Origin of the sequence: Paenibacillus lutrae (assembly GCF_009757775.1) — a bacterium.
GTDB classification, from domain to species: Bacteria; Bacillota; Bacilli; order Paenibacillales; family NBRC-103111; genus Paenibacillus_F; species Paenibacillus_F lutrae.
Genome location: NZ_RHLK01000003.1, coordinates 174,266 through 197,666, shown reverse-complemented (window position 1 = coordinate 197,666; position 23,401 = coordinate 174,266). Strand labels below are relative to the sequence as shown.

Here is a 23,401-nt window from a genome sequence, read left to right as displayed (position 1 = left end):
TGCTAATTTCACTGACGGATACGATTAAACATGTATCCATCTGACAAGCTGTTCAGCCGCAGGCTTGTCAGCAGTGGAATTATAGAGGGTGAGACACGAAAATCTCCCGATAACCTTTTGTACTCGACTTCTTATTTTATGCAAATAGAAGAAGAATGTCAAGTGAAAGAACTCTTATAATCTCTTGGAAAACATAGTGCATAACTACTAAAAATTTAGTATCATTAGGGGTATACTTCTTATTTATCGGGAAGTGGAAAAGGAGTTGTCTATGAGCGACAAACTTCACCACCCTATGCCGGACCGTCGGACTAAAAAGGGCAAAAGGCTTGAAGAATCAGGCCCCGACCCGTATGTTCTACATATCGTTAAGCAGGAATGTGAGCTTTCTTTAAGGAATGAACTCTACAATCTCTTCTATAATTGGATAGGTCATTCGACTTGGTCTCTTCGTTCTTTGATTGGTTCCTTAGAACTAGTCGATCATTCGGGCCAATCTATCACATATTTTTGTTCGGACGGATTTTTACACCCGCTTCACCAGGATGCATTGAACTGGATGGAGGATTCCGTGGGCAAGTCCGCTTTCTCTGAATGCAAGCGTCAACGTGTCATTGTTACCGTAAGTGGTGATGAACATGACTGCGCAGCTCTAAAGGATTATGTTACTTGCGCGGCTCCACTGTACGATAGTTCGGGTTTTTATATCGGTTCACTTGGCCTGGTTGTCAAGACCGGACAAGCCTGGGGGCTTCTGGAGACGCTGCTGGACTCCTGGATATTAGCGGTTCAGCAATTAAGTATGCACAGTCAGACGGATGTGACTTCCCATAATCTTACGCGACAGGTTTACCGCAATGAGCGGGAGCTGCGTAAATGGGAGATTCTTTTTCAGACGACGAATAAGCTTCATTCTCAAATTGATGTAAACGCCGTCTTGTCCGTTGTAATCGACTGCATTCAAGAATTGTACCCTTTCGTCAATCTGGATCTGCTCCTCTCACAGGATTACCACAGCGGCTCCCTTCCGGTTAAGCTGCTTCGGTTTCAGCAGGCGGAGAATGATATATGCGCCAAAGCTTTCATGGAAGGGCGGGTGTTTGTCCAGGAGGATACGCTTCCCGAGGGGATCAGACGCCGCGAAATCGCGGCTCCGCTATCCGGTAAGCAGGGGGTATACGGTGTGCTGCACCTGACCTATTCCCGGGATACGTTCGATCCGGCGGAAATTTCTTTTATAACGCTTTTGGCTGATGCCGCGGGCAATGCGTTTGAGAACGCCAAATTGTACGAGCACTCCAATCTGCTGGTGGACGAGCTTCGCCTTATCAACGAGATGACCCAGAAATTGACGCAGAGCTTGAGTCTGCATGAAATTTTTGATTTTGCCTGCCGCGAGCTCACGGATATATTTAAAGCCGATTATTGTTCCATTATGCAGACGGATGATGAAAGGCAGAGACTGATCGTCAAAGCCAGTAACTTCCCTCCGATGTATCATGAGCATCTGTCGATGGGAACCGGTTTCACCGGTCTTGTATACGAGAGCAAAGAAGCGGTTATTGTCTCCGACTATCAGCAGAACGACTATAAGCCGTCTAAATTGATGGAACTCTCCAACTCACGTTCCATGATGGCGGCTCCGGTGTTAGGCGGAGGTGAGGTGCTGGGAGTTATCCTCGTTGTTCATCGGGATCCGCATTATTTCTCTTATGATAATTTTAAGCTGCTGCAAGCCTTGTGCAGCCATATCGGACTGGCTATTACCAATGCGGCTCTTCATGCGGAACTGCAGCGGCTGGTCATTATGGATCAGCTGACAGGCCTGTACGCACGCCATTATTTGAATACGCAGGTTCAAGAGATGCAGAAAAAAGATTTCTGCGGTTCCCTGATCGTGGTTGATATTGATTACTTCAAGCAGGTTAACGACACATACGGGCACCAGGTCGGTGACCGGATTCTCATGCAGGTTAGTGATATTCTTGCGACGAGCATCCGGGAAACGGATATTGCGGCCCGCTGGGGCGGCGAAGAGCTGGCGATCTATTTGCCGAGGGTCGGCAAGCAGCAGGCGCTGCGGGTGGCTGAGCGGATACGCGAGCGGGTGATGAATGAAACCGATCCCAGAGTGACCGTTTCCTGCGGAGTGTCCGACTGGTTCTGGGAAGATGACAAAATTAGCGTAGAGTCTCTGTTCTATAAAGCGGATATGGCTTTGTATCAGGCTAAGCATGACGGACGAAATCAAATTGTTATGGACCAAAGCCGTTCCCTCACCTCGTGATGGAACGGTTTTTTCTTATTGAAGCAGGGGAAAGTAGACGGGAAGAACGCGCGTTTCACATCCTCTTAGAAAGTGTTACAATAAAAAGGTGAGGAGGCTGGAACGTTGAAAGGGATTAAACTTATGCGCAGCAAACGACTCATGTACGTTTTGACCCTTCTCTTAATCTTAATTGCGATCGTTTATTTCTTTTTCTACAAAAAAGATGTCTGGAACTTCGGAAGTATTCGTATGCAGCAGCTCGCACCCTGGCTTGAGTCCCTCGGTCTATTCGGGAAAACGATTGGCGTTTTTCTTGTTTTTCTGCAAACGCTTTTTCCATTCGTGCCATTTGTGCTTGTTGCAGGCGCAAACGTGGCGCTTTTCGGAATGAAGTGGGGCTTTGTTGTCAACTATGTCATGTCTGTTGTTGCCAGTCTGGTCGGGTTTATTGCCGCTCGGTATTTTGTGCATGCTTGGGTAGAGAAGAAATTGAGCTCCAAACCAACCATTCAGCAGTTTAACCGCAAGTTAGAAACCCAGGGGTTTTTATATATTCTGCTCGGAAGGTTAATTCCCGTAATCCCTTCTTCGGCTATCAATTACGGGGCCGGGGTGACTCGTATCACACTGCGCCATTTTATTCTGGGCACGGTGATTGGTAAACTGCCGATTATTTATTTGGAGTCCTTAATTGCGCATGATTTATTCCATTTTCAAGATTATAAAGGAAGATTGATGATTCTGGTCGCAATTTTTGCACTGCTGATTCTACTGGGCAGCCTGTTCAAAAAACGTCTGGATTCACGCAAACATACGAAAAAGGTGCCGCCGCGCTCACGTCAATCCGGTTAACCGATTACATAAGGAGGAATTTGAAAGATGAGAGATCCAAGAATTCAAGAACTAGCAGCCAATCTGGTCCAATATTCCGTAAACGTTCAACCTGGCGAGAATATCCTTATTGAAATGTACGGGACTGAAAAAGAGCTTGTCCGCAGTCTGGTTGAAGAGGTGTATGCACGGGGAGGGAAGCCCTACGTCAAGCTCATTGACCGTCGTGTGATGGGAACCATTCTGAAATCAGCGACTGAACAACAAATAAAGGAATGGGCAGAAGAAGATTTGGCACAGATGAAAAGAATGGACGGTTACATTGCGGTCAGAGCCGGAGAGAATGTCAATGAGTGGGCGGATGTTCCGGAGCAGCAAATGAAGCTGTACAATCTGCACTATCTGAAGCCGGTTCATTTGGAACAGCGCATCAAGCATACGCGCTGGGTTGTTCTCCGGTATCCGAATGCTTCGATGGCACAGCTTGCCGAAATGAGTACGGATGCATTTGAAGATTTTTACTTCGATGTCTGCAATCTGGATTATGGCAAAATGGATGAGGCCATGGACCCGCTTAAAGCGCTTATGGAGCGTACGGATAAGGTGCGGCTGGTGTCTCCCGGAACCGATCTTACTTTCTCGATCAAAGGGATCCCGGCTATTAAATGTTCGGGCCAGAACAATATTCCGGATGGGGAATGTTTTACAGCTCCAGTGCGTGACTCTGTCAACGGTACGATCACGTTCAACACTCCTTCCGTTCAGTCCGGGGTAACATTTGATCAAATTTCATTCCGCTTTGAGGACGGTAAAATTATTGAAGCGACCAGCAGCGATACGGAGCGGATAAATGAAATTCTGGATATGGACGAAGGCGCACGGTATGTAGGGGAGTTTAGTCTCGGTTTTAACCCCTACATCAAATACCCGATGAAAGATACGCTGTTTGACGAGAAAATCGACGGCAGCCTGCATTTCACTCCGGGACAGGCTTATGAAGAGGCGGATAACGGCAACCGATCCTCGCTGCATTGGGATCTCGTATTGATTCAGCGGCCTGAATACGGGGGCGGCGAAGTATGGTTTGACGATGTACTGATTCGTAAAGACGGCCGCTTCGTTATTGAGGAACTGGAGCAGCTTAATCCTGAAAATCTCAAATAACGGTATCGGGCTTTGATTTTGGAAAAAGTTGTTGCGTGGAGTGGTGCTGCAAGGTATCATGAAAGAGTAAAGGACACGTCTGTGAACCGTATAGGAGGAATGCCTCATGCCAAGTGCCAATAATACTGCAATTGTTGAAATCTCTCAAACTGCGAACCAGTTCCGCTCTTCCATCGTACTTCAGTATGATAACAAGTATATTGATGTTAAGAGTATCCTGGGCCTGTTTACTACGCTGCTCAGTTCGGGCCAGTATGAACTTCATGTTCATGGACCGGATGAAGACGAAGCGAAGAAAGCCATGGCGGAAGTTTTTGCCAAGCATCAATTAGAAATTGCGATTGTATAAAGTTTACTAATAATGAACCGGAAGCGTCCCTGACAGGGGCGCTTTTTCAATAGGATCGCAGGGAGAAGTCCCGTGGGGCATCTCTTGTATCTTGGCTTGTTTTCGTCTATATTAGACTTAAGGCGTAGGAATATGTACAGGGGGGAAAAGGTATGTCTTCATCTGATTTGCTGGTGAGCTTGAACCAGAAGGCACTTAATCTTCTTGAAGAAGATGCATATAAAATCGAGAAGCTGATTGAAATTCAAATGGAGAACCTGACAACCCGTCAGTGCCCTTTGTACGAAGAAGTGCTCGATACACAGATGTACGGCTATTCACGTGAGATAGACTTTGCGATTCGTGCAGGGCTGATTCCGGCTAGTGTAGGCAAAGAACTTTTGCATAAGCTGGAGCAGAACTTGGCTAAACTGTATGAAGCTTTAAATAAAAAGTAACCCACTTTTCAGCGGGTTACTTTTTTTTGTGTGCATTAAACGAGGAAGAAAACGACACCCAGTATGATATATACAGCAAGCAGAAGAACTCCCTCGTACCAGTTGGAAGAGCCATCCTGTGAAATCGATTTGGAGATTAGAACAGCAACTCCAATTGCTACGATCTCGTAAGTGGTGAAAACAATATCCATGGTTTGCCCCATGAAGAAGCTGGCAAATACAAGCACTGGCGCTACGAATAAGGCAATCTGCAAGGAGCTGCCGACAGCAATCTCAACGGCTGCGCCCATCTTGTTCTTCATCGCCATCATGACGGCTGCGCTGTGTTCTGCCGCATTACCGATTATGGCGATCAGGAAGGCGCCGACAAACAGTTCGGAAAGACCGAATTTGGCTGTGAACTCATCCAGCGTTCCAACGAGCCATTCACTTGTGAAGCCGACCATAACGGTAGCCAGAATGAGAAAGAGAATGGAAGTCTTTTTGGACCATGCGGGCTCGCTGTGCTCGACGACTTGATCGGACAGCTCCTTTTTATGCGTGACCATGGAGAAGATCAGCCATAGAATGTAGGCAACTATCAGTATGCCGGCAACGACCAAGCTCATTTCCGTTGTTTCTTTGACCGTTAGGCTTTGAGCAAAAACAGCGGGAATGAACAAAGCGATAACGGCCAGGGACATGAGGGAGGCGTTATGGGAAGCCAGCTTGATATTAAAGGTCTGCTCTTTAAACTTCAAGCCGCCTGCCAAAGCGCTGATGCCCATTACAAGCAGGAGATTACCGATAATAGCACCGGTCAAGCTTGCTTTTACCACATCGAATAATCCGTCTTTAACGAGAAAAAAGGCAATAATTAATTCTGCCGCATTACCGAATGTGGCGTTAAGGAAACCGCCCATACGATCTCCCGCATAGTGGGCGACACTTTCCGTTGCTTTGCCCAGGAAGCCCGCAACGAAGAGGATCGCAATACACGAAATAGTAAATTGGATCGTATTGCCCAGATGCATGTAGTGCGCAACTGCGCTTAATGCAAATGACACGATCAAACCAATGTTAAATAAGTTTTTCCTCAACTTTAATCCCTCCGCCATGTATCTTTGATTATTGCTGTTTCGTACGGTTATGTAAGATAGCCTCTAATAATATACCCACAACTTAGCAGATTGTAAAACCTCCTTATAAAAAGAGTTTATGTTCGCTGGAAGCAAATACAACCTTGGTTGCTTTCTCATTTGGCAAGACTTACAATAAGAGTAATGATAGATGAAAGGGTGGTTCGGATGGCTGAAGATATTCAAACGGGTAATATTCGCATTTCAGACGATGTAGTGGCTACAATTGCCGGCCTGGCGGCTGTAGAAACGCCGGGGATCGCAGCGATGTCAGGCGGGATTTCAGAAGGATTTGCCAAACGCCTCAGCGGTAAAAATGTACAGCGTGGCGTTTCTGTTGAGGTAGGACAAGTGGAAGCTGCGGTTGATTTGCGTGTGATTGTCCTTTACGGCAGCCGAATCCAGGACGTATGCAGAGAGCTTCAGCTAAATGTACAAGAAGCGGTGGAGAATATGACGGGACTTCGCATTGTGGAAGTGAATGTCAAGGTTGAAGGTGTCTCTTTCAAGGAAGATGAGATCGCCCTTGATGATCCGCAGCGTGTGAAGTAAATCTCCGGCTTACGGCAGGTACATAACTAAACAAAGAGGATGCTCTCAGAGCATCCTCTTTGTTGTGTTTGTCCTCTGAATGGCGTCAGCTCGAATGAGGGAGCGAGCAGTATAGAAGATTAGACCTACCGGTATACACGGGTCGTCTGGGTGACCTTCTCCACTTTCTCTTTCTTCTCGAGCCGATTCTGCTCGCGTGAGAGACTGAGTACAATCCCCATGCCGATCAAAGTGGCCATGATCGAGGAGCCGCCGTAAGAAATGAGCGGCAGGGTGACACCGGTCATTGGAATGGCACCGATGACGCCCCCGATATTGATGATCGCCTGGAAACCGATCATTCCCATAATGCCTACTCCTGTCAGCATGCCGAATGTATCGGGGCAGCGGACAGCTATAATCAGTCCGCGCCAGATAAATACGATATAGACCAGCAGGAAAAGGCAGCTTCCGATTAAGCCGAACTCCTCGGCAATAATAGCAAAGATAAAATCATTATACGGCTCAGGGATATACATCTTCTGGATGCTTTGTCCGAACCCTGTTCCCATAATACCGCCGTGTCCGAGTGCATATAAAGCGTGCATGATCTGGTAGCCCTCACCGAGCATATCATCGCGGGGATTCAGGAAAGTGTTAATCCTCGCCATTCGAATACTGAAGAATGAAGAAGCACTCTCGGGATCGAATAAGAAATAGAGTCCCAGTAAGATCGTGATGGTAGCTGCACCTAATCCGCCTAGAATGAGGAGGTGCTTGAGCCGGGCGCCTCCAACGAATATAACGGTAAAGGCGGTTAGGATAAAGATCGCGGCTGTACCGACATCGGGCTGTACCACAATTAAAGCACTAACGAAACCGGTAACGATAATAGCGGGCAGCAAGCCGGATTTAAGCTTTTTAATTCTTTCTCCCTTCTTACCGATCAACAAAGCCAGATACATGATAATGCCGATCTTGGCAAATTCGGAAGGCTGCATGCTTAAGGGGCCGATTTTTAACCGGCTTCGTGCACCTTTATCTTCGGGAGCGATCATAAGAACGACAACCAGCAGAATAAGTATGATTATAAAAGCCGGAATCACTAATTTTTTAAGTTTGGTATATCTAATATTCATCGTTAACAGCAAACAAAAGGTACCGATCAGGACGGAAATAATTTGGTTGGAAGTCAATAACCAAGAATCATTCCACCGGGTGGCTGCGTATACCGAGCTTGAACTGAATACCATCACAACGCCGAAACAGACCAAAGCAAAGGTCAGGAAAAGAAGCAGAAAATCAGGTGTTCCTCTGCGCGGGGCATTCACTGGATGTCCCCTATTGGGCCAGCAGTTGATGAAGTTGGGACAGCTTCTGCTTTGCTTTGTTCAGGATATGATCCGGAATCGGAGATTCGTAATCTAATCCGTGAGGGAAGGTCGCTTTGCCTATGTATGCTTCTTCAATATACAGAATGGCATAAGGGGATTCTAACTTGCCGGATTCCGCGCGGGTATTTACACGCAGGAAGTATTCTGCATTGGTTGTTTGGTCTTCGAGTTTCAAATCATAAGTAGCTCGTGTATACTCCCACTGCCAACGAACGAAACCAAGTTTCGCAGTTACATCATCGAGGTGAGCAAGGTCGCTTTTCAGGCCTTTAAAGCCAGTCGTTTCAATAATCACATCAGACGCCTCCAATATCTATACATTCTTTAACCATGATAGTATGTTTCCCAAAGTCTTGCAAGTAAACGCAGCCCTGCCGCGTTGTAATTTTTCAACTATAATTAGCGGTGAAAGACGCCGGGGGATTTGGTACAATGGAAGGAAGAACCAATAATACCTTGGAGCGGGTGATACCTTGATTACACTGGACAACGAGTTGGAGGCAATGTACGAAACAATGGTGTCATGGAGAAGGCACCTGCACCGGCATCCCGAGCTTTCCTATAAAGAAGTAAACACGGCTGCATTCGTAGCCGAGAAACTGAGGGACTGGGGCCTTGATGTGAAGACTAACATGGGCGGCAACGGACTTGTTGCAGACCTGCTGGGACAAACGGACGGCCCCACGGTTGCTCTCCGTGCGGATATGGATGCACTGCCTATTCAGGATGAGAAAACCTGTGAATATGTGTCAACCGTTCCGGGCGTCATGCACGCCTGCGGCCACGATGCCCATACCTCGACACTTCTGGCTGCAGCCAAAATTTTAAGTGAGCGCCGCGATCTGATACAAGGCCGCATCCGGTTTATTTTTCAGCATGCGGAAGAGGTAACCCCGGGGGGAGCTGCCTCGATGATTGAGGCGGGTGCGCTGGATGGTGTCGACTTCATATACGGGGTTCACTTGTGGACACCGTTGGAACTGGGAGTGGTCGGTTCCACACCCGGGGCTATGATGGCAGCGGCGGACGAATTTGATTTTGCTATCCGCGGCAAAGGCGGCCACGGCGGACTGCCGCATCAGGCGGTTGACAGCGTTGTAATCGGCTCTCACGTTGTTGTGAACCTTCAAACGATCGTCAGCCGGACCGTGAGCCCGATTCAGTCGTGTGTGGTTACAATCGGTTCCCTGCACGGCGGATCGAACTTTAATGTTATTGCTGAATCGTGCGAGATGAAGGGAACTACGAGAACCTTCGATGCCGAGCTGAGAATGGAAGTGAAGAGCAGAGTCGAAGAGATAGTAGAATCGACCTGCCGCATGTACGGGGCTCAGGCCGAGATGGATTACCGGCTCGGATACCCGCCGCTTGTGAATGATGCTGCAGAATTCCAGCGTTTTGTACAAGTAGCATCCGAACTGCTGCCTGCCGAGAACGTGCGGACATTAGAGCCGGTTATGGCGGCCGAGGATTTCGCGTATTACCTGGAGCGGATCCCCGGCTGCTTTATATTCGTAGGGGCAGGCAACCCTGAGATTGGAGCGTCATATCCGCATCACCATCCGAGATTCGATTTGGATGAGCGGGCTATGCTGACCGCCGGCAAGCTGCTGATCCGGCTGGCTCTTAGTACCAAGCAATCACAGTCGGTCGTTTAATTGCCGGATCGTTCGCTGCACTTTTTCCGTTGAACAGGATAGGGAAGACCGCTATTTAAGCCGCATGAACTGTATCTGCAGATAGACTGTATAAGAAGCCAAAAGGGCATCCGTTTCTAAACGGATTGCCCTTTTTAATTACGCGATATGATTGGCAAGCTGTATTCGTTTCCTGACTGACTGCTGCCGATTGATCGTTATTTACCCGCTTTTCGGAACCCCGCCGATTGTGCCTCTTTCTCCGTACAGAACATCTCTTCGGCTTGTGTCTGATCATAGCTGGCCCCGCCGGGCATATGATAGATCTTTTCATTTTTGGAGTTGATATTTCCTTTGATAGCAGGATTTTTGCAGGAGGCAGCACTGGCAGGTTTGCCTGGAGCGGATTCGCCGGAACTGCTGCCGGAGGTTTGTCCGGGTTTCTTTTCAGCCCCCCACAGTCCTTTATTTTGCTGCCTGGCTTCCCGTTCAAGCTTCACAAAGGCATCTGCAAACATAGCGTTCGGCTGGATGGTCATGACGTTGGCATAGCCTTCGCGAATCAGCAGCTCATTGAACATCACTGTCTGCCCGTCTATAAATACATACCGCAGCAGGCGTCCGTACTTATCTGAATCACCGGCGTCGCTGAAGAGGTATACCTTCTTGCCGGTGAGTTCATCTTTGGTGAAAGCCGAGGCTTCTTTGCCGTATTGTTCCACGGGGCTGTCCGGTTTGACGGTCTCTGGTGTATTTACACCGATAAGACGTACTTTCTCTCCGGTTTCTAGTGTGAAAGTGTCTCCATCTACAACGCGTTTAACTTGACCTGTCGTCATCTTTTGAGATTTTAATTGCGGATAATGGTTATAGATTTGATCGGTAAAAGAAGAGCCCGATTCACTGCCTGCACTACAGGCGGAGGCTAGTAAAGTCGTCATCGAAATCAGCAGCAGCATTGCAATTTTCTTCATAAGATCCGTCCTCTTGTTGGCATTTTGGAGTGTAACATTCACGTAATGAGTGCGTTTCTGCAACCTAGTTAGTATACAATGCTCCGAAATGGAGCACAAATCGGATTGCCAGAAGTCCGCAGCATGTTTATTTCAATGCGCTTCCTTTCATACTATTAAGTAGAAGACAGACCAATGAAGGAAGATGTATGCCATGGATTTGCGGGACTCCGCTCCTCTGATCGTCCAGAATGATTTAACTGTACTGCTTGAAACGGATCATGAGGACTTTGAAGCCGTACGGGCTGAACTTGCATGGATTGCGGAATTGATTAAAAGTCCGAAATATCTTCATACCTATAGAATTACTCCGTTATCTCTATGGAACGCAGCGGCTTCCGGTATAGCAAGCGCGCGGATCGTTCATTTTCTTGAAGAAAAATCAAAGTATGGGATACCGCGCAAGGCTGCGGAACAAATAATAGAAACCCATAACAGGTACGGGCTGCTTAGGCTTATATCTGCAAACGGCTGTTTACTGCTGGAAAGTGAGCGTCCGGAGCTGTTGGCCCAAATAAAGGGACGCCAAGATTTCAGGCGCTTTATAAGCGGCAGTTCCGGACTTTCGGACGCGGCGGAGACACCGGATTTTCTTGTCATCCGGCCTGATCTGCGTGGGCTGTTGAAACAAGAACTGACGCGTCTGGGTTATCCGGTAATAGATCAGGCCGGTTATCATTCAGGAGAGGAGCTGCCTGTAAGTCTTAGCGGAGTGACTCTCCGCGGCTATCAGGAGCAGGCCGTTGATAGTTTCCGGTCTCCTGCCGGAACCGATAGCGGAAGCGGAGTTCTGGTGCTGCCCTGCGGTGCAGGGAAGACGGTCATCGGTATTGCTGTTATGGCAAGGCTGAGCTGTGCCACGTTGATTTTAACGACCCATATTACTTCTGTTCGTCAATGGATGAAAGAAATCAGAGCCAAGACAGATTTGGATGAATCCAGGATCGGGGAATACAGTGGTGCCCATAAACAGGTTAGCCCCATTACGATTGCGACTTATCAAATTTTGACCCACCGCCGGGAAAAAGGGGGAGAGCAGGTTCATATGAACCTGTTCAACAGCCGCGATTGGGGGCTTATCATTTATGATGAGGTACATCTTCTCCCTGCTCCGGTCTTCCGGGCGACTGCGGATATTCAGGCTACCCGGAGGCTTGGCCTTACGGCCACGCTGGTCCGGGAGGATGGGCGTGAAGCCGATGTTTTCTCCTTAATCGGGCCCAAATTGTATGACATGCCATGGAAGAAGCTGGAAGAAAGCGGCTGGATTGCCCGGGTTACCTGCAGCGAAGTCGCCGTGGGAATGCCTCGGGAATCCATGCGGCTCTATTATGAAGCCGACAAGCGAAGCCGCTTTCGGATTGCGGGCGAGAATCCGGCTAAAATAGACGTTGTCATGAAGATTCTGCAGCGGCACAAAGATGAGTTCATACTGATCATCGGGCAATATTTAGACCAGCTTCGCGGCATTGCCAAGCGGCTCAATCTTCCTCTTATTACAGGAGGCATGCCCCAGACAGACAGGGAACGGCTGTACCAGGATTTCCGGGCAGGGAAAGTGAAGGTGCTCGCGGTTTCCAAGGTTGCCAACTTTGCCGTTGATCTTCCGGATGCATCGGTTGCCGTTCAAGTCTCGGGAAGCTACGGGTCCAGGCAGGAGGAAGCCCAGCGTCTGGGACGGATTTTGCGGCCGAAACGGGAAGCGAATCGGGCTTTTTTTTATACCTTGGTGAGTAAAGGGACAACCGAGCAGGAATATGCGCTGAACCGGAGAGTGTTTCTGTTGGAGCAGGGCTATGAGTACCGGATGGAGGAGGGAAACGATGAATTATAGACAGTTGTTCGCTAAAATGCCGCAGTCTGCGCGTGATCGTATGTTTGAGCAGACTTGGGTCAGGGAAGCAGCCGAGAAAGGGCTAATGCCTGAGCATGCTTATACCGATGACACAGCGCTAAGAGTGCTGCACAGCGGCTTGAACGAGGAAGAAGACAGCCTGCTGCGCTTGATCCTGGTCCGGTTCGGCAGCCGGGCCTTCACGCCCGGGGAGCTGGCGGAAGCTGCCGGGCAGTGGGCGCTTGCTTTTATGAGAAGCGCGTTAGGAAGTTTGCGCGCCTATGGAGTTATAGCGGCTTTCCGCAAATCTTGGGGAGATCCGTTATATTTGCTTCCTCATGACGGGATGAGGGCTTGGCAGCGGATATATTTTCCGATCAACTTGCCGATCCGTAAAGGGAGCGAAGAAATTACCGGAGTAAAGGCGCTGCAGAGCAGCAGTGAACAGGAAGAACAAGAAACACGAGAAGCGGTGCTGCGAATTCAGGAATTGTCAGATGCCGGAGATAAGCCCAGACAGGGGCTTGATCTCGATCTGTTTGCCGCTCTAAGTTATGTGCATCTGCACGAATTGACGCTTACGCAGCGTGGAGCTATTCATAAGCGGCATGTACAGAAACTGGCTGAGCGGCTTACGTTGGCAGAAGCAGATTTAGCGGGCTGTAAATTACAGTATCCTTTCGGGGATACATACAGTCCGGCGGCAGCCGTGGCTCTTGATTTTCTGCTTAGACTCGGACTTATTGTGCGCAGTGATGACCGGATAGAGTGTGAGGAAGAGAAACTGCGTGAGTGGCTGCATAAGGAACGTCCGGAGCGGACTGGAATCCTGTACAGGCTCTGGAGAGAGCATAGAATTCCCGATACCAGTCCATTGCAGCATCTTGTGCTTTTGATGGAAAGGGTGCCTGCCGGAATCAAACAGAGTTTACCGGTCCTGGTAGATCTGCTGAGAAGATGGGGAATTGTCGGGAGCGCGAAGGAAGCGGATCAGTTGATAGCGGAGGCGATCGAAACTTGGCTGCAGCCTATGCGCGCGTTCGGATGGCTTCAGTGGCACCCGGTCCAGGGGGGCTGGGACAGCGAGTTTGAATGGCTCATTCCGATTGATTATGCGGCTGGGCCGGGTACGGATGCAGCGGCTACTCTATCTCCGCAGAGCCAAGCGACTCTCTTTGAACGAGACGAAGCCCCTTCCCGGCTGGAAGAAGGCTTATCCGGCGGATTAGAACCGGCTGATAGATCAGCGGGTTACGAAGCGGCGGAGCAGGCAGGGTATGATTCAGCACGCTGCCTGTTCGTGCAGCCGGATTTTGAAATTATGGTCCCGCCTGAATGCCCGCTTTACGTCCGCTGGGAAGTCGCCCGGACTACCGAGTGGCTGAGGGCGGATCAGGTGGCCGTTTACCGTTTGACGAAAGAAGCGGTTCAGCGGGCTGCTGACCTGGGTATATCGGCTGAGCGTACGGCCGCGCTGCTGGAGCGGTATTCCCGTCATGGATTGCCGGATCCGGTGCGGGTTACTCTGCTTGCCTGGGGCGAGCAGTATGGCCGTGTGTATCTGGCCGACATTACGGTGCTGCGCTGCACAGACCCGGCTGCAGCCGAGCAGATAGAGAAGCATCCGAAGCTTCAATCTTATGTGGTGGAGAAGCTCGGTGAAGATACTTTTATTGTCCGGGATCATGAACAACGGGAGCTTCTTCATATTCTCGAACATGCGGGATTTTCACCCCGGAAACAAATTTTGTACGATCAGACTCGCCGGAAGCCGAAGAAGGCTGTAACGGCAGCGACGCATAGCAGGGAAGATACGGGAGAGAAGCATCCCAAAGGACTTATCTACGATAAGGATCCGGTTCAATATCTGGATGTGGACATCCGTATTCCCGCGGACAAGGAATTGATTGAAGGTCTCCGGAGCGTTCCCTCCGTATGGCACACCGAGTATCGCCGGTATCACCCTTCTACCTGCTTGAATATAATCCGTCAGGCAATAGAATGGGGGACAGTTATTTGTATAAAGAGTGAGGAAGAGAGCGGCGGGGGTTCTGTCAGGACTCTAGTGCCCAAAGAAATTCGGGGGCAGGGCAATCGTGTATTTGTAGAAGGATATGAAAATGGGCGCCGAGCGGTGCTGGGTTTGGAGGAATTTGGGAGCATCTGCATCCGTCTGCCTGGATTCCAAGAACGGCACAATTAGAAGCGTGGCTGTCATTGGTTTAACAGCGGGACGAGGAAAAGGTATCGGAAAGGATCTCAAAAAATGGGGAAACTCGAATGGAACTATGATATGATAATAAGGCAGGACAGGAAACATAAAAGGAAGTGATAGAGAGTGAGTATGGCGGAAGCCAAGACGCTTGATATGTCTTCCATTCTAATGGAAGCGTATGATGTTGCCGATTCCATCAACCGTTCCGTCGAAGTGGCGGATTACTTATATTGGAAGCAAGCGATGGAGAATGATCTGCAAGCTCAGTCAGTTGTCAGGGAATTCAACAAAGCGAAGGAATTATTCGAAGAATGCGAACGTTTCGGTCATTTTCATCCCGATTATCATGCCTCCCTGGATAGAGTGCAGGCTGTACAGGTGAAATTTGACAATGTACAGAGCATTCACAAATATAAAGAAGCGGAAGAGCGGTTAGACGAACTGCTGTATACGGTATCCAAAATGATCGCAGCTGCTGTATCGGATACGATCAAAGTCCCTGGCGGACTTGATACCGGCGGAGGCGGTTGTTCCGGAGGTTCTTGCTCCGGGGGCTGCTCCAGCTGCGGCTGACTTTTTCCGGGTCTTTGACCCGCGGAAGAAGCTGGCAACCTGTGCATGAATGACGGAAGCGGAATAGTCCAGGTATCACACGCGCAGGTACATCGCGCCGTATGACCTCCCGCTTTATGCCGGAAGGCATAATGAACCAAAAAGCCGTGTTCCCGGAATTTGATTCCGGGAACACGGCTGCATTTCAAGAGAGGCGGAAGTCAGGTCTGATTACGCCGACTTCAGTTCCGCGCCAGTTCGTTACCTTTGGTTCACGAAATGCCGCAAGGGCTTTCAATTCGGACGGCCTCAGGAGTCCGAGCTGGTTGAGCGCTTCCAGCACCGCACAGTAGAGCGCACGCTGCGCGCCGTCCTCGATTTTGAGGACGAGGCCCAGGCTTTCCTCCGGTACGGTCAGCGCAAACAAGCCCTCGGCGCCCATCTTGCCGATGATGCGCCCGCCTGTCGCTTCGATCAGTTGTGTATCGAAGCGGTCTTCTCCCGCGAGGTAAGCGGGTTCGCGCCGGATCGCGCCAATAATGCGTCCGCAGGCTTCTGTGCGTGCCGCAGGCAAGCCGTACGGCTTGCCGAGCCTGGCGTAGGCCAGTGCCAGGCGGTCAATGGCGAGCCCGAACACGGGCACGCCGCAGCCGTCGGTACCGAGCGGAATGTCTTCTGGCGCGAGGCCGGCCATGTCGGCAACCGCGAGCAGCATCTCCCGCTGAACGGGGTGATCAGGCGACATATAGTTATCGGCGGACTGGCCAAGCTTGGCGGCAAGCGTAAGCATGCCCGCATGCTTGCCGGAGCAGTTGTTATGCAGCGGCGTTGGCGCTTCTCCTTCTTCTTTCATCCGCTTCGCGGTTGGTCTATGGAAGGGGAAATGTGCGCCGCACTGCAGATCCCCGGGATCTGCGCCCGCTTTGGCGAGTAAGGAGCGCGCCGTTTGTACGTGCGCCGGCTCGCCGTTATGGGATGCGCAGATCAGGGCGATTTCTTGATCCGACAACCCGAAGTCGGATGCAGCGCCGGATTCAAGCACCGGCAGCGCTTGAATCAGCTTGGCCGTCGATCGTGCAAACGTAACCGCTTGCGGATCGCCCAGACTATGGAGCAGGCGGCCTTCGTTATTAACGACGGCGATGTGCCCGCGGTGAATGCTTTCGGTAATGGGCCCGCGGTCGACTCGGGCGATAACAGCTGAAGAAGCAGAAGCTGACTGAACCATAAAATCATCTCCAACCTAGATTATTAACCAATGTATGAATTTTTAGCTAAAGGGGTCAACCGCCATGATAACGGATCGAACCGGATTAATCATATGGGTGACTGACCTGAAGGCGGCCAAAAATTTGGAACGTTTCGGATCGGTCCACTACATGTCCAAAAAAATGCAATACGTGGTTCTTTATATTAATGCAAGCCGCTACGATGAGACAATCCGCCAACTGCAGAAGCTGGCTTATGTCCGCAAAGTGGAGCGTTCATACCGGGCCGAGATCAAAACCGAGTATGACAGCAATGGACCAGACAAATCAAAATTTTACACACTGTAGGGCAAAAGCGCAAATGTTACGATGTTTGCGCTTCTTGTTATGCCCTCGTGTGTGTTCTGATGCTTACTAGATCAAGCAGGTCTCTTATTCATCAGGCAGAACACCATTTAAAAGTTTGATTTTTTAGTTTATTTTGAATTTTCTACATTTGTGTGACATTTTTCCGGGATCACGGCCATATGAATAAGGTAAGTGATAATTTTTATTTGGAAATATTTAATAGATCGGTTACAATAGATGGCGTAGGTATAAAGACCTAACAGCGTGTGGAGAGGAGTTGTGATTCATGAGGGACAAAATAATGGACCGCTGGAGCACGTACGAACCTTTTTATGTTATCCTGAATGACAAAAAAATTGCGGACATTGTCATCACGAATCATGCTCGGCTCCGTTGGGCAGACCGGATTGAAAGTGAGAAAACCGGATTTGAAGACATCTGCGATTATTTATGGGAGAAGCTGAAGGACGGCCAAATCGCTTCTTATTATAGAAACGAGCAGGATGTTTATCTGGTTGAGGACGACCTCGTGATGGTGGCTGAATTCTCTGTCATCGAGAATGAAACGGATATTGCAGGCAATCCTTTGCACAAAATGATTATCGTGACCTTCCTGGGCCGGATGTCGGAGACCATTGAACTTCGGGACCTCAAATCGTACTATTCATGGCTGCGTCATTCCCGCCGTATGACATTAATTAAGAACAGCCGCAAGCGCAGATAACAGGAAGCCGCTCCTTAGCTTCATTGTCTTGCGGAGAGCATGCTTGCTATTGCAGGCATGCTCTTTTTCGTACACGAAGTTCTGGTATAATAAGGGCAAAGAAAGGCGGCGATGATTTGGCTCTGAATTTTCATCAGCTACATATTTTTTATACCGTTGCCGAAAAGGGTAGCTTCTCGCATGCCGCACAGGCACTGCATATGACGCAGCCCGCCGTAACGATGCAGGTTCAATCGCTTGAGGATCACTTTGGGATTAAACTCTTTCATCGTTCCACCAAAAAAATCGAGCTGACCGAAGCCGGCAAAGCGCTTATTCCTTACGCACGCAAGTGTGTGGAATTGATCCGCCAAACCGAAGGTGCTATGACGGGTTATAGCGCTATGGCGGAAGGGCGCCTGCAGCTTGGTGCTTCACTGACGATGGGAGAGTATATTCTTCCGCGGCTTCTGGGGCCTTTCAGCAAAGAATATCCTCATATATCGGTATCTATGAAAGTGATGAATACAACCCAAATCCTGGATGAAGTATTCGCTCATCAGCTGACCTTCGGTCTGGTGGAGGCGCCCATTCAGCATCCCGATGTCCACACGGAGGCTATTTTGAGTGACGAGCTCAAGCTCATCGTGCCTGCAGAACATCCTCTTGCCGAACAAGAGAGCATTCAAATGGATGATGTATTCCGCTTTCCTTTTGTGCTGCGTGAGGAAGGATCGGGAACGAGGAGGGTAATGGAAGAAGAATTGGAGCGCAGAGGCATAAGCTCTCCTTTGAATATAGTGATGGAGTTAGGGAGCACAGGAGCGATTAAATCCGCGGTAGAAGCAGGACTAGGGATATCCATCCTGTCTCAAAGCTCCGTTAAGCACGAAGTGAGTCTGGGAATTTTGAAATTGAAGAAAATCGAAGGGATTTCTTTCAGACGGAGCTTTCATGCGATCTATTTAAACTCCACTTTGCTGCCTTTGTCCGCCGTCAGCTTCCTTAATTTTATGAGGCGGGATGATCTGGACAAATGGCTGTGAAGGGACGGAATGACTAGAAGATTGTCTTGAAGGAGGAACTGGAAGAATGGAACAATGGGCCGATTTACACACACACACGACGGCGTCAGACGGGACTTTGCCCCCGGAAGAAAACGTGAGGATTGCCAGGGAGGCAGGCTTGTCTGCCGTTGGAATTACGGATCATGATACCGTGGCGGGTATTCCGGCAGCTATAAAGGAGGGGGAACGTATCGGTATTGAGGTCGTTCCCGGTATAGAGATTAGTACAGTGGCGGGAGGCCAGGACATCCATGTGCTGGGTTATTACATGGATATCCAGGATCCGCTGTTTCTAAGCCGTTTGGAGGAGCTGCGCGGCACGCGGAACAAGCGGAATGCAATGATACTTGAACGGCTGGGGGAGCTGGGGATATCCGTGACGATGGCGGAAGTGCTGGAGCATCTTGAGTCGGACAAGCAGCTGGAGGATACGATCGGTAGGCCTCATATTGCGAATGTTCTTCTTGCAAAAGGGTACGTAAGCACGATGGGGGAAGCGTTTGAGCGGTATTTAGGCAAGCAGGGAGCCGCTTATGTGAATCCGCCGCGTATTTATCCGACCCAGGCCATTGACTGGATCCGGGAAGCGGGCGGTGTTGCTGTTCTGGCCCATCCGGGTCTTTACGGGGATGATGATGTTGTTGCGGAACTTATCCGCTACGGGCTGGATGGGATTGAGACCCGGCATGCGGATCATACGCCCGAACAGGTCGCCCATTACGAAACGATTGCACGTGAGCATGGCCTGATCGAAACAGCAGGCTCCGATTTTCACGGAGTGAGGGCGGGTAAAGTGTTCCACGCGCCGCTTGGATCACGGCGTACCGGTCTAAATACTGTCCGGATGCTCCAGAAGCGGAGGGACAGCCGGTGAAAGTACGCAAAGCCATTATTCCTGCGGCAGGTCTAGGTACACGATTTTTACCGGCAACCAAAGCGCAGCCCAAGGAAATGCTCCCGATTGTGGATAAGCCGGCGATCCAATATATCGTAGAAGAAGCGATCGAATCCGGGATTGAGGACATTCTCATCGTAACCGGACGCAATAAGCGCGCGATCGAGGATCATTTCGATAAATCCGTTGAGCTGGAGTTAATGCTGGAAGAAAAGGGAAGCGATGAACTGCTGGCACTTGTCCGCTCTGTGTCGAGTCTCGCCGATGTTCATTACATAAGACAGAAACAGCCGCTAGGTCTTGGACATGCCGTCTATTGCGCACGCAAATTCATCGGCAATGAACCTTTCGCCGTCATGCTGGGTGACGACATTCTCCAATCGGAGAAACCGGCCCTTCGCCAGATGATGGATGTGTTCGAAGAAACGCAAACTTCCGTTATCGGGGTCAGGGAAGTACCTTGGGAGGATGTGAGTAAATACGGCATCGTGGCTCCATCCGACGAAATTACAAGGTACAAAACGATTGCAGATCTCATGGAAAAACCGTCCCAAGAAGATGCTCCTTCCAATTTGGCGGTTATCGGACGTTACATCATTGCCCCGGAAATTTTTGGAATTCTGGAAAATTGCGAACCGGGCAGAGGCGGAGAAATTCAGCTGACGGACGCGCTGCGTATTCTAAACCGGCGCAGCCCGATGGTCGCCTACCCGATCCAGGGCAGAAGATACGATGTAGGCGACAAGTTTGGTTACATCCAGGCGACAATTGAGATGGCTTTGGGCCGTGAAGAGCTGAAAGAAGAGCTGGGAATTTATTTGAAGGCTTTAGTCCAAGAGCGGTTTGGCTCATAAAAAGAGCGGTCATTTATCCGAGAGCGACTCCTAAGTAAGTGATTCAGTTGGCTGATAGAGCAGGTATACGATGAGGCCGATATCCTTACTTTCCGGCTGAAATCAGGCGGCAACTCGTTGTACAACCTTTGTAAATGGTTTATAATGAGGTCATGTTTATGGCAAGTCGGGGGTACGCATAATGAATCGACTTTATACGATTAAAGAGGTTTCCATGCGTTCGGGTCTTTCCACCCAGCTCATCAGGAAATGGGAAGAACGTTATGAAGCGGTGAAGCCGGCGCGGTTCCCTAACGGCTACAGGGGATATACGAAGAAGGATGTTGAGACGCTGATCTGGCTGAAAAGTAAAGCGGATCAGGGAATGCCGATTGGTCTCGCTGTGCAGGAGCAGCTGCTGCTGAATAGCTCCGCGTCCGCTGAGATCATGCTCGCAGAACAGGCTGAACCGGAGTCAGTGCTGGAGCGCAGCGAGCTGAAAGAATACCAGCAGAGACTTGTCTCGCTGTTCCTTCAGCTTGATCATACGGGAGCGCAGCGGTTTTTTGACCAGCTTGTAGCGCTGCATCAGATGGACTTCATCCTACTGAAAGTACTGCAGCCCACGCTTATTGAAATCGGCACGATGTGGGAGCAGGGGGAAATTTCGGAGTATCAGGAGCACTTTGGCAGTCATTTTATACGGGAAAGGCTGCTTGCGTTAAAGAACTTATTTTCTATTCCTACCGGCAGTCCGAAGCTGATCACGGCTTGCTCGCCGTTCGAACGGCATGAGCTCGGAATTTTGTTTCTTGGCTATTTTGCGCTGCAGAATGGTTTCGAAACCATCTATCTGGGGGCCACTCCTTCAGAGAAAGGCATTTTCGATTGCCTGCGGCAGCAGCAGCCGGCTGCTTTCGCTTTTGGCACCACAATGAAGTCTATGCTTCAAGAGTCGGTTCCCTTCTATATGAAATTGGACCGGTCCATCGTAGAACAGGGGCTAGACACTAGAGTTTTTATCGGCGGAAGTGTGATAGAAGAAGATGCGATTCTGCCTGGAACGAAGCGTATCTATCTGCTCTCTGGTGACGCCAGGGAAGCTATGAGTAAAGTAAAAAAGCTGACAGCGAATTAAGAGCTGATCAGCTTTTTTATTATGTTATTAATCTGCTAGACTATGATTCACTACAGACTGCGGACATCCGCTGATGCTAAGCTTTAACTGCCTGGGGAAGCTGCTTGATCAGCATCGTATCCGGTGTGACGAACAACGTTTTCTGCTGCTCGTATATGACGAACCCGGGTTTAGCGCCGCTTGGCTTATGCACGTGACGGACCAGGGTGTAATCCACCGGAACAGAGCTGGATTCTCTTGCCTGGCTATAATAAGCGGCCAGTTGAGCGGCTTCGTGAAGGGTAGCTTCTCCAAAGGACTGGCTGCGGATCACGACATGGGAGCCGGGAATGTCCTTGGTATGCAGCCATGTGTCACCTGAACTGGCCAAACGGTTTGTTACGTAATCGTTCTGTGTGTTGTTTTTACCCACATAGATCGGCAGGCCTTCGCTTGAGGTGAAGCAGGACACAGACGGCTTATCCGTCTTTTTCTTGCGTTTGCCTTTGCCGCTGCGCTGCCTCACATATCCTTGCTCGGCAAGTTCATCCCGGATCTCTTCGATATCCCGCAGAGAAGCCGTGCCGAGCTGCTGAAGCAGCGAGGATAAATATCCGATTTCCATTTCTGCCTGTGCGAGCTGCTGCTCTACATAAGCGAGACTGTTCTTGCTTTTCGTATACTTTTTAAAATAACGCTGCGCGTTCTCTGAAGGCGTCAGAAGAGGATCCAGCGCAATGGTTTGCTGGGGCTGGTCTTCTTCATAGTAATTGGTCACCGCTGCCTTTTTGTCTCCTTTACGGATTTCATGCAGGTGTGCGGTTAATAATTCGCCCATGATCCGGAAACGGTCTGCGCCTTGGGCTGCTTCCTTTGTTTCACGAAGCTTTTCTATTTTTTTGAGATTTTTGGCTTTCTCATTCTGCAGCAGCTTAACCAGATCTGCCGCGCGCTGCTTGACGGTATCTCGCTCCGCTTTATCTCCGTAATAGCTCTCCAGGCATTCACTGATCGTAGGGAATGTTTGAACTTCGCCGTCTATATGCGTTAACTCCGTTACGGAAAAAAACAGTTTGCCGGATTGACTATCTTCCACAATGACCGGTGTATAATTTCGTTCGCGTACGGCATCCGTTACACTTCGGAAAGATTGCCACAGAGGAGTTAAATCTGTCTCTGTATAAGCTTCGCCGGCTTTTACGCCGCTCCGGTGTACGATTTCACGCGAGGCAAGCGGGCTCATTCCGCTAAAGGAGCGGAGAATCTGCTGTTCCGGCGGATTCCCTTCCTCCATCCCGGAAGTCATATGACGGCGGAATACCGCTTCGCTTGTATCGAGCGGGTTGGCTTTGTCCTGCTCCGGAGGCTCTACATAGGCACTTCCAGGCATGATAATGCGGTAAGAACTGATTGCAGGCGTAACGTGATGAATGCCGTCCAGTATCGTTCCTGTCGAAGGGTCCATCAGGATCAGATTGCTGTGCCGTCCCATAATCTCGACCACGATCGTTTTTGTACTGACGTCTCCGAGTTCGTCCCGCTGACGGATGCGAAAATGCACGATCCGCTCAAGTCCTACCTGTTCGATTGAATCGATAATCCCGCCCTCGCAATGCTTGCGAAGCAGCATACAAAACATGGGTGCTTCTTGGGGGTTCGAATAGGATTGTTCGGTCACATTCATGCGCGGATAGGTCGGATTCGCAGAAAGCAGAAGCTTAAGCGAGCGCCCCCTCGCGCGTATTTGCATAACGATATCACTGCCGGTAGGTTGATGTATTTTATTAATCCGGCCTCCGACGCATTCCTGCAGTTCGTGCACGATTGCGTGAAGGACCAGTCCGTCTAAGGCCATGGTGGACACTCCTATTCAAGTTCATTACCCT

22 protein-coding genes are annotated in these 23,401 nt (G+C 49.8%); 16 read left to right on the top strand and 6 right to left on the bottom strand.

All coding sequences use genetic code 11. The features are described from left to right. Window positions 1-271: 271 nt before the first annotated feature. The 5 genes from EDM21_RS06915 (at window position 272) to EDM21_RS06895 (ending at window position 5,050) form a co-directional block, all read left to right on the top strand. Window positions 272-2,287 (top strand): sensor domain-containing diguanylate cyclase, encoded by a 2,016-nt coding sequence (locus tag EDM21_RS06915; RefSeq protein WP_157334157.1) that lies wholly within the window; start codon window positions 272-274, stop codon window positions 2,285-2,287. A 105-nt stretch (window positions 2,288-2,392) separates the two neighbouring features. Then, window positions 2,393-3,121: a TVP38/TMEM64 family protein gene (locus tag EDM21_RS06910; protein WP_157334155.1), complete on the top strand. Its 729-nt coding sequence runs from the start codon at window positions 2,393-2,395 to the stop codon at window positions 3,119-3,121. A 27-nt stretch (window positions 3,122-3,148) separates the two neighbouring features. After that, window positions 3,149-4,264 carry an aminopeptidase gene (locus tag EDM21_RS06905; protein WP_157334153.1) on the top strand — a complete coding sequence of 372 codons (1,116 nt, stop codon included), beginning with the start codon at window positions 3,149-3,151 and terminating at the stop codon, window positions 4,262-4,264. A gap of 106 nt (window positions 4,265-4,370) precedes the next feature. Next, window positions 4,371-4,613 carry an HPr family phosphocarrier protein gene (locus EDM21_RS06900; RefSeq protein ID WP_157334151.1) on the top strand — a complete coding sequence of 81 codons (243 nt, stop codon included), beginning with the start codon at window positions 4,371-4,373 and terminating at the stop codon, window positions 4,611-4,613. A 152-nt stretch (window positions 4,614-4,765) separates the two neighbouring features. Then, a complete protein-coding gene (locus EDM21_RS06895; RefSeq protein ID WP_068774534.1) occupies window positions 4,766-5,050 on the top strand; it encodes an Fpa/YlaN family protein in 285 nt (94 codons plus the stop codon). A gap of 35 nt (window positions 5,051-5,085) precedes the next feature. Here EDM21_RS06895 and cax read toward each other — a convergent pair whose 3' ends face one another. Next, complete coding sequence (gene cax / locus EDM21_RS06890; RefSeq protein WP_157334149.1) at window positions 5,086-6,129, bottom strand: calcium/proton exchanger; 1,044 nt, start codon at window positions 6,127-6,129, stop codon at window positions 5,086-5,088. 207 nt (window positions 6,130-6,336) lie between these two features. Between cax and EDM21_RS06885 the strand changes: the two genes are divergently transcribed. Beyond that, window positions 6,337-6,720: an Asp23/Gls24 family envelope stress response protein gene (locus EDM21_RS06885; RefSeq protein WP_157334147.1), complete on the top strand. Its 384-nt coding sequence runs from the start codon at window positions 6,337-6,339 to the stop codon at window positions 6,718-6,720. Window positions 6,721-6,845: 125 nt separating this feature from the next. Here EDM21_RS06885 and ftsW read toward each other — a convergent pair whose 3' ends face one another. Both ftsW and EDM21_RS06875 read right to left on the bottom strand, forming a co-directional pair. Continuing rightward, window positions 6,846-8,030, bottom strand: coding sequence for a putative lipid II flippase FtsW (ftsW, locus tag EDM21_RS06880; protein WP_166541874.1), 1,185 nt, complete (start codon window positions 8,028-8,030; stop codon window positions 6,846-6,848). 10 nt (window positions 8,031-8,040) lie between these two features. Further along, window positions 8,041-8,388 carry a YugN family protein gene (locus EDM21_RS06875; RefSeq protein ID WP_166541873.1) on the bottom strand — a complete coding sequence of 116 codons (348 nt, stop codon included), beginning with the start codon at window positions 8,386-8,388 and terminating at the stop codon, window positions 8,041-8,043. 208 nt (window positions 8,389-8,596) lie between these two features. Between EDM21_RS06875 and EDM21_RS06870 the strand changes: the two genes are divergently transcribed. Continuing rightward, window positions 8,597-9,751, top strand: coding sequence for a M20 metallopeptidase family protein (locus EDM21_RS06870; protein ID WP_157334888.1), 1,155 nt, complete (start codon window positions 8,597-8,599; stop codon window positions 9,749-9,751). 197 nt (window positions 9,752-9,948) lie between these two features. Here the strand turns inward: EDM21_RS06870 and EDM21_RS06865 are convergent, their stop codons facing one another. Continuing rightward, window positions 9,949-10,704, bottom strand: coding sequence for a thermonuclease family protein (locus EDM21_RS06865; RefSeq protein ID WP_157334143.1), 756 nt, complete (start codon window positions 10,702-10,704; stop codon window positions 9,949-9,951). 193 nt (window positions 10,705-10,897) lie between these two features. Between EDM21_RS06865 and EDM21_RS06860 the strand changes: the two genes are divergently transcribed. From EDM21_RS06860 to EDM21_RS06850, 3 genes are all read left to right on the top strand, one after another. Beyond that, window positions 10,898-12,577: a DNA repair helicase XPB gene (locus EDM21_RS06860; RefSeq protein ID WP_157334141.1), complete on the top strand. Its 1,680-nt coding sequence runs from the start codon at window positions 10,898-10,900 to the stop codon at window positions 12,575-12,577. Next, the gene (locus tag EDM21_RS06855; protein WP_157334138.1) at window positions 12,567-14,780 is read left to right on the top strand and encodes a helicase-associated domain-containing protein; all 2,214 of its coding nucleotides are present in this window, start codon (window positions 12,567-12,569) and stop codon (window positions 14,778-14,780) included. Before EDM21_RS06860 ends, EDM21_RS06855 begins: the two co-directional genes overlap by 11 nt. 135 nt (window positions 14,781-14,915) lie before the next feature. Further along, window positions 14,916-15,365, top strand: coding sequence for a YlbF family regulator (locus EDM21_RS06850; RefSeq protein ID WP_166541872.1), 450 nt, complete (start codon window positions 14,916-14,918; stop codon window positions 15,363-15,365). A 184-nt stretch (window positions 15,366-15,549) separates the two neighbouring features. On the opposite strand, the gene EDM21_RS06845 is transcribed toward EDM21_RS06850, so the two are convergent. Beyond that, the gene (locus EDM21_RS06845; protein ID WP_157334136.1) at window positions 15,550-16,572 is read right to left on the bottom strand and encodes an asparaginase; all 1,023 of its coding nucleotides are present in this window, start codon (window positions 16,570-16,572) and stop codon (window positions 15,550-15,552) included. 64 nt (window positions 16,573-16,636) lie between these two features. Between EDM21_RS06845 and EDM21_RS06840 the strand changes: the two genes are divergently transcribed. The 6 genes from EDM21_RS06840 to EDM21_RS06815 all read left to right on the top strand — a co-directional run bounded on the left by EDM21_RS06840 (window position 16,637) and on the right by EDM21_RS06815 (window position 21,536). Beyond that, complete coding sequence (locus EDM21_RS06840) at window positions 16,637-16,900, top strand: YlbG family protein (protein WP_068774545.1); 264 nt, start codon at window positions 16,637-16,639, stop codon at window positions 16,898-16,900. 286 nt (window positions 16,901-17,186) lie between these two features. Beyond that, window positions 17,187-17,624, top strand: coding sequence for a hypothetical protein (locus EDM21_RS06835; protein WP_157334134.1), 438 nt, complete (start codon window positions 17,187-17,189; stop codon window positions 17,622-17,624). A 116-nt stretch (window positions 17,625-17,740) separates the two neighbouring features. Beyond that, window positions 17,741-18,649, top strand: coding sequence for a selenium metabolism-associated LysR family transcriptional regulator (locus EDM21_RS06830; protein ID WP_157334132.1), 909 nt, complete (start codon window positions 17,741-17,743; stop codon window positions 18,647-18,649). 46 nt (window positions 18,650-18,695) lie between these two features. Then, window positions 18,696-19,544 carry a PHP domain-containing protein gene (locus EDM21_RS06825; protein ID WP_157334130.1) on the top strand — a complete coding sequence of 283 codons (849 nt, stop codon included), beginning with the start codon at window positions 18,696-18,698 and terminating at the stop codon, window positions 19,542-19,544. After that, entirely contained in the window at window positions 19,541-20,419 is an 879-nt protein-coding gene (gene galU, locus EDM21_RS06820; protein ID WP_166541871.1) for a UTP--glucose-1-phosphate uridylyltransferase GalU, read from the top strand. Before EDM21_RS06825 ends, galU begins: the two co-directional genes overlap by 4 nt. Window positions 20,420-20,600: 181 nt before the next feature. After that, window positions 20,601-21,536 (top strand): MerR family transcriptional regulator, encoded by a 936-nt coding sequence (locus EDM21_RS06815; protein WP_157334128.1) that lies wholly within the window; start codon window positions 20,601-20,603, stop codon window positions 21,534-21,536. Window positions 21,537-21,612: 76 nt separating this feature from the next. Here EDM21_RS06815 and EDM21_RS06810 read toward each other — a convergent pair whose 3' ends face one another. Further along, window positions 21,613-23,370, bottom strand: coding sequence for an Rqc2 family fibronectin-binding protein (locus tag EDM21_RS06810; RefSeq protein ID WP_157334126.1), 1,758 nt, complete (start codon window positions 23,368-23,370; stop codon window positions 21,613-21,615). Between the last annotated feature and the right edge of the window lie 31 nt (window positions 23,371-23,401).

Coding starts and splice junctions, on each gene's coding strand:
- EDM21_RS06855 (WP_157334138.1), top strand. CDS start 12,567: ATGAATTATAGACAGTTGTTCGCTAAAATGCCGCAGTCTGCGCGTGAT.
- EDM21_RS06865 (WP_157334143.1), bottom strand. CDS start 10,704: ATGAAGAAAATTGCAATGCTGCTGCTGATTTCGATGACGACTTTACTA.
- EDM21_RS06860 (WP_157334141.1), top strand. CDS start 10,898: ATGGATTTGCGGGACTCCGCTCCTCTGATCGTCCAGAATGATTTAACT.
- EDM21_RS06895 (WP_068774534.1), top strand. CDS start 4,766: ATGTCTTCATCTGATTTGCTGGTGAGCTTGAACCAGAAGGCACTTAAT.
- EDM21_RS06885 (WP_157334147.1), top strand. CDS start 6,337: ATGGCTGAAGATATTCAAACGGGTAATATTCGCATTTCAGACGATGTA.
- EDM21_RS06810 (WP_157334126.1), bottom strand. CDS start 23,370: ATGGCCTTAGACGGACTGGTCCTTCACGCAATCGTGCACGAACTGCAG.
- EDM21_RS06915 (WP_157334157.1), top strand. CDS start 272: ATGAGCGACAAACTTCACCACCCTATGCCGGACCGTCGGACTAAAAAG.
- EDM21_RS06900 (WP_157334151.1), top strand. CDS start 4,371: ATGCCAAGTGCCAATAATACTGCAATTGTTGAAATCTCTCAAACTGCG.
- EDM21_RS06845 (WP_157334136.1), bottom strand. CDS start 16,572: ATGGTTCAGTCAGCTTCTGCTTCTTCAGCTGTTATCGCCCGAGTCGAC.
- EDM21_RS06905 (WP_157334153.1), top strand. CDS start 3,149: ATGAGAGATCCAAGAATTCAAGAACTAGCAGCCAATCTGGTCCAATAT.
- EDM21_RS06835 (WP_157334134.1), top strand. CDS start 17,187: ATGAGGGACAAAATAATGGACCGCTGGAGCACGTACGAACCTTTTTAT.
- EDM21_RS06870 (WP_157334888.1), top strand. CDS start 8,597: ATGTACGAAACAATGGTGTCATGGAGAAGGCACCTGCACCGGCATCCC.
- EDM21_RS06825 (WP_157334130.1), top strand. CDS start 18,696: ATGGAACAATGGGCCGATTTACACACACACACGACGGCGTCAGACGGG.
- EDM21_RS06815 (WP_157334128.1), top strand. CDS start 20,601: ATGAATCGACTTTATACGATTAAAGAGGTTTCCATGCGTTCGGGTCTT.
- EDM21_RS06840 (WP_068774545.1), top strand. CDS start 16,637: ATGATAACGGATCGAACCGGATTAATCATATGGGTGACTGACCTGAAG.